This is a genomic window from Rhodococcus sp. Q, from assembly GCF_005503035.1.
In the GTDB taxonomy this organism is placed as follows: domain Bacteria; phylum Actinomycetota; class Actinomycetes; order Mycobacteriales; family Mycobacteriaceae; genus Rhodococcus_G.
Map to the genome: position 1 here is coordinate 1 of NZ_SCOY01000008.1, position 13,712 is coordinate 13,712.

Consider the following 13,712-nt stretch of genomic DNA (forward strand, 5'->3'; position numbering starts at 1 on the left):
AGCTCGGTAGCTCGCTGGGCTCATAACCCAGAGGTCGCAGGTTCAAATCCTGTCCCCGCTACCAAAGAACGAAGGCCCGGTCTCATTGCGAGACCGGGCCTTCGTCGTTCTCTCGGAATCCTTTACAAGTTCGGTGTTGTGAGGCGCGGCCCGCATCCTTGCCGATACGGCAAACCTCCTTGCGATATCCGACTGGTATGCGGACAGTGGATCGAGACGGGTCGGATCAACCGGAGGAGACAGGATGAGGGACAGCTACGACGTCGTGATCGTCGGTGGCGGGGCGGCAGGACTCGGTGGGGCACTCACGTTGGCCCGAGCTCGGCGATCGGTGCTGGTGATCGATGGCGGAGCGCCGCGCAACGCGCCTGCCGCGCACATGCACAACTACCTCGGACGTGAGGGGACGCCGCCCCGCGACCTCCTCGCGATCGGACGCGAGGAAGTCGGGGAGTACGGCGGGGAGTTCGTCGACGGGCACGCCGTGGAAGCGCAGGCGTCGGACGACGGCTTCGTCGTGCGGCTCGCCGGCGGTGAGGAGATCTCGGCGCGGGCACTTCTCGTCACCACCGGACTGGTCGACGAACTGCCCGACGTCCCCGGAATCGGCGGACGATGGGGACGCGATGTGCTGCACTGCCCGTACTGCCACGGCTGGGAGGCCCGCGACGGAGCGATCGGAGTGCTGGCGACGAGCGCCGTTGCCACGCACCAGGTTCTGATGTGGCGGCAGTGGAGCGACAATGTGATCCTGTTCACGCACACGGCGCAGCCGTTCGACCCGGTCGACCTGGAGAAGTTCGCCGCGTCCGGGATCGAGGTCGTCGACGGTCGCGTGACGGGTCTCGAGGTGCGCGGCGACAAGCTCACCGGGGTCCAGGTGGAAGGCCTCGGTGTCGTCGCACGCGACGCTCTCGTCGTGCCGCCACGTTTCGTCGCGCGGTCCGGACTATTGGAATCGCTCGGCGTCGAGACCGCAGTGCAGGAGATGGGCGGCACGGTGCTCGGGACGTATGTGCCCGCCGGACCGACGGGTGAGACGACCGTGCCCGGCGTCTGGGTGGCAGGAAATGTCACCGACCCACGCGCACAGGTCATCTCGGCTGCGGCGGGTGGTGTCGGCGCGGGCGCGATGATCAACGCCGCGCTGATCGAACGGGACGTCACCGCGCGGGTCGAGGCGCGACGCGCGTCAGGCGTCCGGTAGATCCATCTCGTGCAGTGTCCGCCGCAGCAGCTTTCCGGTGGCATTGCGGGGCAGGTCGTCGAGGAACACGATCTCGCGCGGAACCTTGTACCGTGCGAGGTGTTCCTTGACGAATGTCTTGAGGATCTGGGCATCTCGCTTCGATCCCGGCGCGGGCACCACGAACGCGCGGAGTCGGTGCCCGAACTCGACGTCTTCGACGCCGATCACCGCGGCTTCCGCGACATCGGTGTGTTCGGCCAGCAGGTTCTCGACCTCGAGGGGATAGACGTTCTCGCCGCCGGACACGATCATGTCGTCGTCGCGGCCGTCGACGAAGAGGAGGCCGTCGCCGTCGAAGTGCCCGACGTCGCCCGTGGACAGCAGGCCGTCGATCCGTTCCTTGTCGCGGCCGTCGGTGTAGCCGTTGAAGCTCAGCCCACTGGACACGAAAATCCGTCCTACGACTCCGGGTTCGGTGATCCGGGTGCCGTTGTCGTCGTACAGGGCGACATGGCAGGTGACGGGGGCGCGACCCGCAGTACCCGGGGCACGGGCCAGATCGGCCGGTGTCGCGACGGTGGCGACGGCGCACTCGGTCGAACCGTACAGATTGTGGAGGACATGCCCGAACGCCTCGGTGGTGCGTCTGCACAGGTCGGGGGAGATCGCCGAGCCTGCGGCGAAGATGATCGACAGGTTCGTCGTGTCGTAGCGGGCGAGTGTGTCGGGTCCGAGGTCGATGATGCGCTGCAGCATCGTCGGAACGACGACGAGGGAATCGGCGCGGTTGGCGGCAAGCAGTTCGACGGTCTGCGCCGGATCGAAACGGCGTTGCAGCACCACCGTCTGGCCGAGTGCCAACGCCAGGCCGAGCTGCGAGATTCCGGTTCCGTGGAAGGCCGGTGCCGCCATCACCATGGTCTGGCCGCGTCGCAGCGGCACCCGGTCGAGGAACTGGGCGGACGCCAGCGGTGACGTCTTCTCGCGGGGCGCGCCCTTGGGGGTGCCGGTCGTGCCGCTGGTGAGCAGGACGAAGCTGCCGTGCACCGGGGGATCGTCGACGGCAGCGGTACTGCGGCCCTCGACGAGGTCGTCGAGGTGCTTCGCGGTTGGCGCCGCCTGACCCCACACGACGAATCTGTTGACGTCGCCCGGCAGCGCATCTGCGACAGCAGCGAACTCCTCGTCGTAGACGAATGCTCGAACCTGTTCGCGCGCAGCGACATCGACCAGCTGGGGAGGACTGAACCCGGTGTTCATCAGCACCAGTTTGGTGCCGAGCTTCGCGGCCGCGAGCATCGTGAGCACCAGGCCGCGATGGTTCCGGGACATCGCGCCGATGACGGCGCCGGGCGTGATGCCTTCGTCCACCCAGGCGCGGACCAGGGCGTTGGACTGCTCCTCCAGGCCGCGGTAGGTGAGCTGACCCAGTTCGTCGATGATCGCGACGGCGTCGTATCCCGCGGAGGCGTGCGCATGCACGGGGCCGGCGAAGGGTCCGAACTTCTCGGTGGCCCGGATCGTCGCGATCCCACGGTCGAGCCGGGGAAACGGGACCAGTCCCGACTGCACCATCACCCGGACTGCGCCGAGTGTGTCGGTGACCTTCGTCAAAACGCCTGGCATCGCGTCCCCCTACGGACTGAATCCGGTGTGTGTTGGGTCACAGCCTAGCGGCGACCTGGGCGGGGATGGTGAGTTTGAATCGGACACAGTGAACGACGTGTCGGTGCGTGCCCCGAGGCGACGGCGATGTGTTGGTTCAATCGGTTGTATGCAGATTGTCGACACGGGACGGCTCGGGCTCGGAGTGGTTCGACGAGGGGAGGGTCCGCCGGTCGTCCTGATCGGTGGGACGGGGATGCCGCCCGTCGCGTGGGAAGTGGCGGGGTTGACGCAGGCGCTCGTCGACGGTGGATTCGAGGTGATCGCGTACGCCTCGCGCGGCGTTGCCCCGAGCGACACCCCGTCGTCTCGGTGCACGGTCGCGGACCTGGCCGACGACCTGGTGTCGCTGATCGACACCCTCCGCCTCGACGGTCCTCCGGCGCTGGTCGGCTACTCGCTGGGCAGCTTCACCGCGGAACATCTGCTGTCGTTCTCCCCGGAGAGGTGTGGCGCGGGTGTCCTCATCGCAGGGCCCGGCCCGACGACGCCGCTGCTCCATTCCGTCGTGAACAGTGAAAGCGCACTCATCGACCGGCTGGGGTCGCTTCCGGCCGAGGTGATGACGATGCAGACCCTCCTGACCGCCCTGCCGCCGTCTGCGTTGGCGACGGCGGACCCGCTGGTCGAGCAGTGGGCAGGCATGTGCGCGTTCCAGGCGGACCAGTGGACGTCGACCGACGGCGAGGTCGCGCAGGCACGTGCGTCCCATGCCTGGCTGCGGGACGACGACCGGATGGAGCGACTGCACCGAATCGTCGCTCCGGTCCTCGCTGTCGCGTTCGAGTTCGACCCCTTGATCGGCCCGACGCAGGCGCACGCGGCTGTCGGCCGGATGCCGAACGCCGAGCTCCACGTCGTTCCCGGCGCCGGACACGGAGGCGTGATCACCCACGCGGAACACCTCGTTCCCCGCGTCGTCGAGTTCCTTCGCGAGCACCACCGCTGACCACGCTCTTCCCAGGGGGTGGCGAAAACCGTTGCAATGGGTGGTGTTCGGTGGGGCGTCACTGGACGGCGATCGGTTCGCCTTGGCGTAGCTCGCCTAGTCGACTCATGATCCGCTCGATCTCCACGGGTAGGGCGTCATCGACGGCGAGGTGGTCCAGCGACGTCCGGGCGAGGAAATTCGTCGTCACGTCGCGGTCGTAGAGCACGTCGACGACGTTCGCGAACCGCTGTGCGGGTTCGCGGCCCGCCGACCCCAGATCCGGCACGCCGTCCACCACCCATCGGCGATGGCCACGGGCCAGGGCGAGGTAGTCGGACGGGGCGGTCGGGGCCGAACACAGGTCCGCGAAGTCGATCCACAGTTCGTCGGCCGATGCGCGCCGGGCGGTGACGGTCCGCCCGCCCGCGGGGATGACGACCCGGGCGTTCGGTTCCGGCGGATGCAGGCCGGCGCGGCGCGCTCGGTCCGCCGTCCCCGGATGCAGCCACAGGCCTGCGGCAAAGCCCGACCGGTGCGCCGACCTGCTGCGGTAGTCGACCGGGCCGTCGACACCGACGACGGCGAGGCGCCGCTCGATCAGCTCGATCGAGGGCAGGAAGTCGTCGTGGAACAGGGGATTGGGCATCAGTGCGCGCGGGTGGTGGTTCGAGGTCACCACGACGCGGATCCTCCTGTCGAACAGGGCGGGCAGCAATCTCGTGAGGAAGCGTCCGTCCGCGGGGTCGTGGACATGGAACTCGTCGAAGCAGACCACGTCCAGGCCGTTGAGGAGTTCACCCAACGCGGAGTCGAGGTTGTTGCCGTGACGTCGGATCGCTGAATGCAGGTCCCGGAAGAACTCGTGGAAGTGCAGTCGCCGCGTGCGGTCGGGAGGCAGTGCGGCGACGAAGGTCGACATCAGCCAGGTCTTGCCGCGTCCGGGCGGTCCCCACAGGTACACGTCCTGGTCGGTGGCCGCGAGTACGTGTGCCGCACGCCGTTGCTCCTCGTCCATCTCGAACCCGAGATCGTGTGCGGCGCTGTCGAACACGTCGATCGGGAGGTGGTGGTCTCGAACCCTGCTGAACCTGCGCATGCCCGGACTCTATCATCGTAGAGGGTCGCTAGGATGGCGGCATGACCGATCGACTCTCGCGCCGCGACCTCATCTGTCGTGCCGCGGTCGAGTTGGCGGCGGGGGGAGGCAATCACGCGGTGACCCACCAGGCGATCGACGCGCGACTCGGCCTGCCTCGGGGTTCGACGTCGTACTACTACCGCACCCGCAAGGCCCTGCTCGACGCGACGATCACCCACCTGACGGACCGCTCGCGTGCGGACTTCACCGGCGTGGTCCCGCCCGAACCGCCCCGCACTCCCGCGGTCGCGGCCGACTCGATCGCCCGATACCTCGACATGCTCGTGACGCAGCGGCGCGTCGACGTGCTCGCCAGATACGCCCTCGTCTCCGATGCGATGGAGGAGAACGACCTTCGGGTGGGGCTGGCGTCCTGCCTGTTCTCGGTCGACGCCGCGCGTGACCTGATGGACGGTCTCGGCGCCGCCGATCCGGAGGCCGCTGCCCGCGACCTCGTGAGCCTGTGCGAGGGGCTCGCGTTCGACCTGACGTGCGGGCATCGGTCGCTCGGCGACATCGACCCGCGACGCGACCTCGAGGTCGCCGTCCGGAGGTGGATCGTCGCGCTGCTCGAGCCTCGCTGACGAGGGTCACCGTCCGGCGCAGCCGCCCCCGGAGGAAACTCCTTGGGCCGCACGCACGGTCTCCTGTTGCACGCTTCGGCCCTCCGGTGAACAGGATCGGTGGTCAGGTAGGCGACGGACAGGACACGTTGGACGCAACGCGGTTGGCCGACACGCCATGGCGCAGCCGCAATACCTGGGTCGCTCACCTGGACAAACTGGGATGGTTCGTCCTTTGTGTGAATGACACTACGACGCTTCTGGTTAGATCTGACAAGCAACAGACCGATTGGAATCGTGGGGGAACAGATCCAATGAACTCGCCGGACTCGACTCAATTAGCTTCTCGCGATACGTGGTTCCTGCTTTCCGACGAACTTGATCGCGACGATGCGCCAAGTGTCCACACCGGCGTCTACGTCTTCGATACCAGCTGCGACCAGAACCCCATCCGGACTCGCGCAGACGCGATGGATTGGATGAGACAGCGCATGGATCGCGCGGCGATTCTCCGGCAGCGCATTCGCCGCGTACCCGGAGATCTCGGCCACCCGTACTGGGTTCACGCCAGCGATGCCGAACCCGAGAAGTATCTTCGGTTCCGGGCGATCGGCGAGATCACGCGCGAGGATTTCTATGACATCTTCGCGACCATGACGGAGCAGCCGTTCAGCCTCGACCGTGCGCCGTGGGAAGTGCACGTTCTGACCGATGTCTGTGGCGTAGAGGATCTTCCGGATCGAGCAACGGTGGTGGCACTGCGCGTGCACCATGCGGCCACCGACGGATTGGGCTCCGTGCAGATCGCCCGAGCGTTGTTCGATGATCCTGATGCGAGCCCCGCTGTCACGGGCAGGCCCGGACCTGTTCGTGGTGCGGCTGGCTCGCTCTTGCGACTGCCCGGTCAGTTCGGTGGTCTCGCTCGCTCCCTCCGACAGTCTGCGGCCGCCCGGAAAGCACTCGCCAGTCTCGTGGAATCGGGCGAGGTCATCAGACCGAAGGCGCAGCGGCCACATACTCGCTTCAACGACGAGCAGAGTGGACAGCACGTGCTCGGTAGAGTCAAGCTCTCCTTGGCCGAAGTCCGTGCCATTGCGCGCGCCACTGGGACGTCCATCAACGACGTGATCCTCACGATCATAAGTGGAGGGATCGCCACCTTCCTGTCGGAGGCCGGCGAGACGCCGAATGACTCACTGGCAGCACAGGTCCCGCGAGCGATCCGTGATGGCGGGGCCGAAGTCACCGCAGCAAACAAGCTCACCACGATGTTCGTCGATCTCCACACCGACGAGCACGATCCGCTGGCGCGACTGAAACAGATCCATGAGTCCGCCAACTTCGAGAAGCATCGGGTGCAGCAGCCGGAATCCATCGCGATGGAAGTAACGCTCGACCACGCCCCTGCCATCTACCTCAAGAGTGCCATGCGTCTCGCGGCGCGCGGCAATGCGAAGCGAGAGAGGAAGAAGAAGGTGGCCGGGCAGGTTCCACTGGCAAACACCCTGGTGTCCAACGTCCCTCGCGGGCGTGCCGATCTGAAGTTCGGCGACAGCCCGGTCGTCGACAGTTTCTGTGCCCCGATGATTCACCGCGGCAACAGCCTTGCGCACGGCGTGACGTCGATCGGCGACGTACTGAGTGTGCAGTTCACGTCGGACGATGCGATGATGCCCGACCCCCTCGTGTACGAGCGTGCGTTGGGCTTTGCGTTCGGCGAGCTGAAGATTGCTGTCTCACGCAAGCTGCCTGAGCGTTCAGCTGCCCACTGATCGACCAGGCGCCCCCACCCGCGAAGGGTGGGGGCGTCGTCATGGCGCGTTGATCGTCAGGTGGGTGACGGTCTTGCCCGGCTGGATCCGCCGGGACCAGGTGGGGCCGATGCTCACGTCGACGTCCGCGAGGACGAGTCCGTCCCCGCCGAGGGGTGCGGCGGGGACGGACAAAGGCGTCAAAGTAGCTGCGGTACCTGCTACTTGAGCTGCGCCGACGACTTACCGAGCAGTCGACGCGCGATGATCAGCTGCTGGATCTGCTGGGTTCCCTCGAAGATGTCGAGGATCTTGCTGTCGCGGGCCCACTTCTCGAGCAGGGGACGCTGCGAGTAGCCCTCGGTGCCCGCCAGTTCGACGGCCTTGAGGGAGACGGCGGTGCCGGTGCGGCCCGCCTTCGCCTTCGACATCGACGCCTCGAGCGAGTTCGGCTTCTTGTTGTCCGCCATCCAGGTGGCGCGCAGCGACAGCAGGTACGCGGCTTCCCAGTCGGCTTCCATCGTCAGGAACTCGGCGGCGGCGGCATGCTGGTTGTTCGCCGGGATGTCGTAGGAGATCTCGATGCCCGCGTCCGTCAGGATGGTGCGCAGCTCCTCGAGCACCGCGCGACCGAGTCCGACCGCCATGCCGGCGACGATCGGCCGGGTGTTGTCGAAGGTCTGCATCACGCCGCCGAAGCCCTGCTCGGTGTTGACCGCCGGGCTGCCGAGGATGTTGTCCGCCGGGATGCGGCAGTCCTGCAGCAGCAGGACGGCGGTGTCGGACGCCTTGATGCCGAGCTTGTGCTCGAGGCGGGCGACGGACAGTCCGGGTGCGTCGCGGGGTACGACGAACGACTTGATCGCGGCGCGGCCCTTCGTCTTGTCGACGCTCGCCCACACGACGATGTGGGTGGACCGCTCGCCCGCGGTGACGAAGATCTTCTCGCCGTTGAGGACCCACTCGTCGCCGTCGAGAACGGCGGTGGTGGTGACGGCGGCGGAGTCGGATCCGAAGCTCGGCTCGGTGATGGCCATGGAGGCCCAGACCTTGCCGAAGCGTTCGAGCTGCTCGTCGGTGGCGACGGCGGCGATCGCCGAGTTGCCGAGACCCTGGTAGGGGATCGACAGCGTCAAGCCGACGTCGCCCCAGCAAGTTTCGATGACGTTCATGAGCGATGCCATGTTGCCGCCGTTGGCGTTGCCGACGATGGCCGGGGCGTCACCGCGGCCGAGCGCGGCACCGGACGCACCGACACCGGAGTCGTTGAGGCCCTCGACCATGGCGGCCATCGTGTCGAGTTCGACGGGGTACTCGTGCTCGGCGAGGTCGTACTTGCGGGAGACCGGGCGCAGGATCTGCGCGGCGACCTGGTGCGCCTGGTTGGCAGACGCCTTGAGCTTCTTGGGAAGTTCGAGATTGATCATGGGTGTGTGCTCCTGTTGGCGTGTGCGGGCGTCAGATGAGGACGATGCCCTCGGCGACGCCGACGGCGCGGAGGTCTCGGTACCAGCGCTCGACCGGGTGCTCCTTGGTGAAGCCGTGCCCGCCGAGGAGCTGCACACCGTCGAGTCCGATCTGCATGCCCTTGTCGGTGGCGAGCTTTCGGGCCAACGCGGCTTCGCGGCCGAACGAGAGGCCCTGCTCCGCGCGGGACGCGCCGCGCAGGGTCACCAGCCGCAGGCCGTCGAGTTCGATGGCGATGTTCGCGACCATGAATGCCACCGCCTGGCGATGGCTGATCGGCTCGCCGAAGGCCTCGCGCTCGTTGACGTAGGGGATCACGTAGTCGAGGACGGCCTGCCCGGTGCCGACCGCGAGCGACGCCCAGCCGAGGCGGGCGAGACGGATCGCGTCCGCGTAGTCGGTAGCGCGCTGATCGGCGTCGCCCTCACCGAGGATCGCCGACTCGGGGACCGCGACATCGGTGAGGTTGAGCCGACCCAGGCCGGCGGCACGCAGGCCCATGCTCGGATCGGCCTCGACGACGAGGCCCTTGCTGTCGGACTCGACGATGAAGAGTGCGGGCCTGCCGTCGAGTTCGGCGGCGACGACGAACAGTTCGGCGCTCGCGGCAGCGGGCACCAGGGACTTGACGCCGTTGAGCTTGTAACCGCTGGGGGAGCGAACGGCCTTCGTCTGCAACGCGAACGGATCGAACAGGGCGCGCGGCTCGGTGACGACGAGCGCGGCGGCGGGGACGTTCTCGCCGGTGAACGACGGCAGGTACGTCTTCTGCTGGCCCTCGGAACCGAACTGCGTGAGCGCGACCGCGACACCGCTCGGCGCGAGGATCGGCAGCGCCAGGCCCATGTCGCCGTGCGCGAGCGCCTCGGCGACCAGTGCGTTCGTGACGGCGCCGCGTTCGGTCGCGACACCCTCGAACTCCTCGGGCACGTTGATCAGCGTGATGCCGAGTTCGGCGGCGCGCTTACCGAGGTCGGCGGGCGAGGACGCGGCCTCGTCGGCGTCGTGGGCTGCGGGGCGGACGATCTCGGCGGCGAAGTCCCGGACCGTCTCGACGATCATCTGCTGCTCGTCGGTGGGGGTGAGGTCGAAGTAGTCGGCGTTCTTCGTCTCGCTCGCGGGAAGGCGGGTGGGCTTGCTGCCGCCGGAGGACTTCGCGAACGTCCGGGTCGCGGCGCCGAGCGTCTTGAAGCCGGTCTTGGTGCCCTCGTAGGTGACCCGGTTGATCGGTTCACGGAGGTTGTACTTCTCGGCCAGGTCCGACCCGGTGATCTTGGTCAGCACGCGCATGGCGGCGCCCATCGCGTCCCGCTTGATCGGGTTGAGCCCGACCGCGGAGGTGTCGCGGGGGCGGCGTGCCGCCGAGTCGCCACTGCGGCCGGCTGCCCCGTTCGTCTTCGCAACGCTGTCTTGCTTGGTCATGATCACCATATTTCTCGGCGTTCGGTCTAGGACGGCTCCCACCTTACTCCAGAGTAAGATACGAAGTCGAGAGTTCCTGCACAATCGCCGACACCCCTAGTGTGGACACGTGTCCGAGACCCGCCCGAATCGCGTCCTGCCGCCGTTGGTCCGCGGCCTGCCGCTGGTGCTGGTTCCCCTGCTGCTGCTGGCGAGCAACTTTCCCGGCGAACACCAGGTGCCGCTGTGGTACTGGCTCGCAGGCATGGCGTCCGCGGTCGTGTTCCTGTTCGGAGGGCGGTGGCCGGTACCGGTCTCGCTGACCCTGTCCGTGCTCGCGGTGCCGATGTTCGTGGTGGATGCGTGGGGGTTGTCGTCGCTCGTTCCCTACCTCGGCGCGGTAGGGCTGACCGAGGTCGCCATGCGAACCCATCGCACGGCGTCGGTGGCGACCGCCGCTGCCGGTTGGGCGGCGGCGGTGCTGCTCGGACTGGCAGGCGGACACGCAGCGTTCTGGCGGGCCGCGACCGTCGTCGAGACGGCGGCCGTCGTGGGACTGCCACTGCTGTTGGGGCTGTACCTGCGGGCACAACGCGACCTGGCCGCGACGTACCGGGCGCGCGCCGCCGAGGCGGAAGCGCGCCGGGCCGACGATGCCGCACGAGCCCGTGCCGCCGAACGCAGCGCGCTGGCACGGGAACTGCACGACCTGGTCGCGCACCACATGGCGTCGATCGTGCTGCGGATCGGCGTGGCGCAGCACGTCGTCGCCGATGCGGACCCGCGCGTGCGCGGAGTCCTCGACGACGTGCACGACACCGCATCGGGAGCCCTCTCGGACATCCGCAGACTGCTTGTCGCACTGCGGGATCCCGACCTCGGGGAGGTGGCTCTCGTCGACGCGGACGGGGTACCCGCCGAGATCGGGGCGGCGGTCGAACGCACTCGCGCGGCGGGCTTCACCGTCACCGCCGAACTGGATCCGGACCTCGGGGACCTCGACGCGATCGGCCGACTCACGCTCCTGCGGGTGGTCCAGGAGTCGCTGACCAACGCCATGAAGCACGCCGACCCCTCGGACGTGGTCACGGTGACGGTCGCGCGGCGTGACGGCGGCGTGGACGTGCACATCGCCAATCGGAGCCGGGCCGCTGACAGCGGGAGCGGACTCGGACTCGTCGGCATGGCGGAGCGGGTCGCGCTTGCCGGTGGCACACTCGACGTCGTTGCGGCCGAAGGGAACTGGCACGTCCGTGCCTGGCTTCCCGCCGCGAAGCCGGAGGAGGTTCGGTGATCCGGGTACTCGTGGTGGACGATCAGCGGCTGGTTCGGGCGGGTCTTCGGATGCTGATCGACTCCACCGACGACATCGAGGTCGTCGGCGAGGGCGCCAACGGTGCGGACGCACTGCGGCTCGCGGCCGAACTGTCGCCGGACGTGATCCTCATGGACCTGAGGATGCCCGGACTGGGTGGTGTGGACGCGACCCGCCGGATTCGCGGTGGCGGGTCCCCGGCGAAGGTACTGGTGCTCACCACGTTCGACGACGACGAGCACCTGTACCCGGCGCTCGCGGCGGGTGCGGCCGGCTTCCTCGTCAAGGACACCGCGCCCGCCGAACTGCTCGCCGCGATCCGCCGCGTCGTCGACGGCGACCTGCCGTTCTCCCCGGCACTGCTGCGCAGGCTGGTCGATCGCGCCGTCGACACCGGTCCCGAACAGGACCCGGTGACCGGCACGGCACACGCCCTCACCCCGCGCGAAGGTGAGGTGCTGGCCCTGGTGGGCGAGGGGCTGAGCAACCAGGAGATCGCCGACCACCTGCATCTCGGCGTCTCCACGGTGAAGTCGCACGTCGCGAGCCTGATGGACAAGACCGGCTGCGACAACCGGGTGCGGTTGGCGCTCTATGCCCACAGGCGGGGCTGAGGACCGTCCCCCGGAAGGCGGCCGGAGCGTCAGTGGCCGCCGTGGCCCCCTCCCGGTGACGTCGCGGTCGTCGTCGGTGCAGGTGCGCCGGTCGTTCCAGCGCCGCCCGACATTCCAGCCCCGCCCGACATTCCCGAGTGATCCATTCCCGTCATGGGCATCGTCATCGGCGCGGGCTGCTGGCCCGGCGCCAGGACCAGGAACTGGCCCATCATGCCCTTGTCCTCGTGCAGCAGCAGGTGGCAGTGGTACATGTACGGGAACGTCGGGTCGGTGTACTCGCTGAACCGCATCACCAACCGGATCGTGCTGCCCGGCGGGGTGTAGACGGTGTCCTTCCAGCCGGCGAGCGCGGGCGGCGGGGCGGCGCCGTCGATGTCGACGATCTGGAACTGGGTGTCGTGGACGTGGAAGTTGTGCGGCCAGTTGTCGAAGTTGCGGACCGTCCAGACCTCGGTCGTGTCGACGGCCGGGGTGAAGTCGATGCGGTTCATGTCCATCTGCTCGCCGTTGATCATGAACCACTGCAGGTCGAATGTGCGTTGCACGACGGCGGTGTTCGGGTCGATTCTGGGGATGGCGGCGAGGGTGGCCGGAAGGGCGCCGGAGCGGCCGAGCTGCGACGCGGGTCGCAGTTCCAGAACATCGAAGGTGTCCGTCAATCCGTAGGCCGTGGCGTCGGAGGAGTCCACCCCCGCGCCGTCCTCGAACGGGAACGTACGCAGCATGGCAGGCGCATCGCCCGCGGCGACGACGATCTCCGCCCGCTCCCCGGGGCTGAGTCTGATCCTGGTGAGCGGCAACGGCTTCGCGAGGAGGCCGCCGTCGCTGGCGACCATCTGGAACTCGCGATCGTCGGCGAACCCGAGGTTGTACATCCGGCCCGACGAGCCGTTGAGAATGCGCAATCGCACGAGCTCGGTGCTGACGGTCAGGTAGGCATCCGCGATGCCGTTCGTGACGAGGGTGTCGCCGAGCAGGCCGACGTCGGTCGGGGCGGACTCGTGGAGCGTGCCGTCCGCGTTGAACCGCCGGTCCTGGACGACCACCGGGAAGTCGTCGACGCCGTACGTGGTGGGCAGACCGGCAGCCGGGGTGGCGTCGTCGTCGACGAGGAACATGCCCGCCAGGCCGCGATACACGTGCTTCTCCGTGGTGCCGTGCGGATGCGGGTGGTACCAGAGAGTCGCGGCAGGCTGGTTCACCGTCCACGTGGGCTCCCAGCGCGCACCCGGCTCGATCGTCTGGTGCGGGCCGCCGTCGTAGCGGGCGGGGACGTGCACGCCGTGCCAGTGCACCGTCGTGGGCTCGGGCAGGCCGTTGTCGATGGTGAACGCGATCGTCTCGCCGCGCCGGACCCGGATCGTCGGCCCGAGGACGGACCCGCTGTACCCCCACGTCGGGGTGTCGACGCCCGCCAGCATCTCGGTGGTCCCGGCGGCGGCCCTGAGTGCGAAATGCCGGACCCCGGACGCATCGGTGGTCGACGGGGCGAGTGGCGGAACGGGGAGCGGACGACGGCCGCCGGCGGTGCCGACGGCATCGGCATCGGATCGTCCCGAAGCGCATCCCGCGGACAGGGCGATCGGCGTCGCGGCCAGTCCCAGGAGGAAGGATCGGCGGGACAGGGCGGTCCGGGGCAGGACGTTCACGGGGCTCCTCGTAATCGACGACGGGT

12 protein-coding genes are annotated in these 13,712 nt (G+C 68.2%); 6 read left to right on the plus strand and 6 right to left on the minus strand.

The window, feature by feature from the left end; translation table 11 throughout:
• Nucleotides 1-244: 244 nt before the first annotated feature.
• Entirely contained in the window at nt 245-1,207 is a 963-nt protein-coding gene (locus FFS72_RS10635) for an NAD(P)/FAD-dependent oxidoreductase (RefSeq protein WP_137873923.1), read from the plus strand.
• Here FFS72_RS10635 and FFS72_RS10640 read toward each other — a convergent pair.
• Entirely contained in the window at nt 1,193-2,815 is a 1,623-nt protein-coding gene (locus FFS72_RS10640; protein WP_137873924.1) for an acyl-CoA synthetase, read from the minus strand. The two genes, FFS72_RS10635 and FFS72_RS10640, sit on opposite strands and share 15 nt — an antisense overlap.
• A 148-nt stretch (nt 2,816-2,963) precedes the next feature.
• Between FFS72_RS10640 and FFS72_RS10645 the strand changes: the two genes are divergently transcribed.
• Nucleotides 2,964-3,803 (plus strand): alpha/beta fold hydrolase, encoded by an 840-nt coding sequence (locus FFS72_RS10645; RefSeq protein ID WP_137873925.1) that lies wholly within the window; start codon nt 2,964-2,966, stop codon nt 3,801-3,803.
• A 58-nt stretch (nt 3,804-3,861) separates the two neighbouring features.
• Here the strand turns inward: FFS72_RS10645 and zapE are convergent, their stop codons facing one another.
• Complete coding sequence (gene zapE / locus FFS72_RS10650) at nt 3,862-4,881, minus strand: cell division protein ZapE (RefSeq protein ID WP_137873926.1); 1,020 nt, start codon at nt 4,879-4,881, stop codon at nt 3,862-3,864.
• Between the two features lie 41 nt (nt 4,882-4,922).
• Between zapE and FFS72_RS10655 the strand changes: the two genes are divergently transcribed.
• Together FFS72_RS10655 and FFS72_RS10660 are read left to right on the plus strand one after the other, a co-directional pair.
• A complete protein-coding gene (locus FFS72_RS10655; protein ID WP_137873927.1) occupies nt 4,923-5,507 on the plus strand; it encodes a TetR/AcrR family transcriptional regulator in 585 nt (194 codons plus the stop codon).
• A 293-nt stretch (nt 5,508-5,800) separates the two neighbouring features.
• Complete coding sequence (locus FFS72_RS10660) at nt 5,801-7,258, plus strand: wax ester/triacylglycerol synthase domain-containing protein (protein WP_137873928.1); 1,458 nt, start codon at nt 5,801-5,803, stop codon at nt 7,256-7,258.
• 39 nt (nt 7,259-7,297) lie between these two features.
• Here the strand turns inward: FFS72_RS10660 and FFS72_RS26965 are convergent, their stop codons facing one another.
• From FFS72_RS26965 to FFS72_RS10670, 3 genes are read right to left on the minus strand one after another with little or no spacing between them, the layout of a single operon-like run.
• Nucleotides 7,298-7,432, minus strand: a complete 135-nt coding sequence (locus FFS72_RS26965; RefSeq protein WP_283235414.1) for a hypothetical protein — start codon at nt 7,430-7,432, stop codon at nt 7,298-7,300.
• A gap of 26 nt (nt 7,433-7,458) precedes the next feature.
• Nucleotides 7,459-8,664, minus strand: coding sequence for an acyl-CoA dehydrogenase family protein (locus FFS72_RS10665; RefSeq protein ID WP_137873929.1), 1,206 nt, complete (start codon nt 8,662-8,664; stop codon nt 7,459-7,461).
• A gap of 31 nt (nt 8,665-8,695) precedes the next feature.
• Nucleotides 8,696-10,132 (minus strand): acyl-CoA dehydrogenase family protein, encoded by a 1,437-nt coding sequence (locus FFS72_RS10670; RefSeq protein ID WP_502704103.1) that lies wholly within the window; start codon nt 10,130-10,132, stop codon nt 8,696-8,698.
• A 103-nt stretch (nt 10,133-10,235) separates the two neighbouring features.
• Here FFS72_RS10670 and FFS72_RS10675 point away from each other — a divergent pair, with 103 nt between their 5' ends.
• Nucleotides 10,236-11,399 (plus strand): sensor histidine kinase, encoded by a 1,164-nt coding sequence (locus tag FFS72_RS10675; protein ID WP_137873931.1) that lies wholly within the window; start codon nt 10,236-10,238, stop codon nt 11,397-11,399.
• The gene (locus tag FFS72_RS10680; protein ID WP_137873932.1) at nt 11,396-12,034 is read left to right on the plus strand and encodes a response regulator transcription factor; all 639 of its coding nucleotides are present in this window, start codon (nt 11,396-11,398) and stop codon (nt 12,032-12,034) included. The genes FFS72_RS10675 and FFS72_RS10680 overlap by 4 nt, the downstream gene beginning before the upstream one ends.
• Nucleotides 12,035-12,063: 29 nt before the next feature.
• Here the strand turns inward: FFS72_RS10680 and FFS72_RS10685 are convergent, their stop codons facing one another.
• Nucleotides 12,064-13,686 (minus strand): multicopper oxidase family protein, encoded by a 1,623-nt coding sequence (locus tag FFS72_RS10685; protein ID WP_249353235.1) that lies wholly within the window; start codon nt 13,684-13,686, stop codon nt 12,064-12,066.
• Nucleotides 13,687-13,712: the final 26 nt, after the last annotated feature.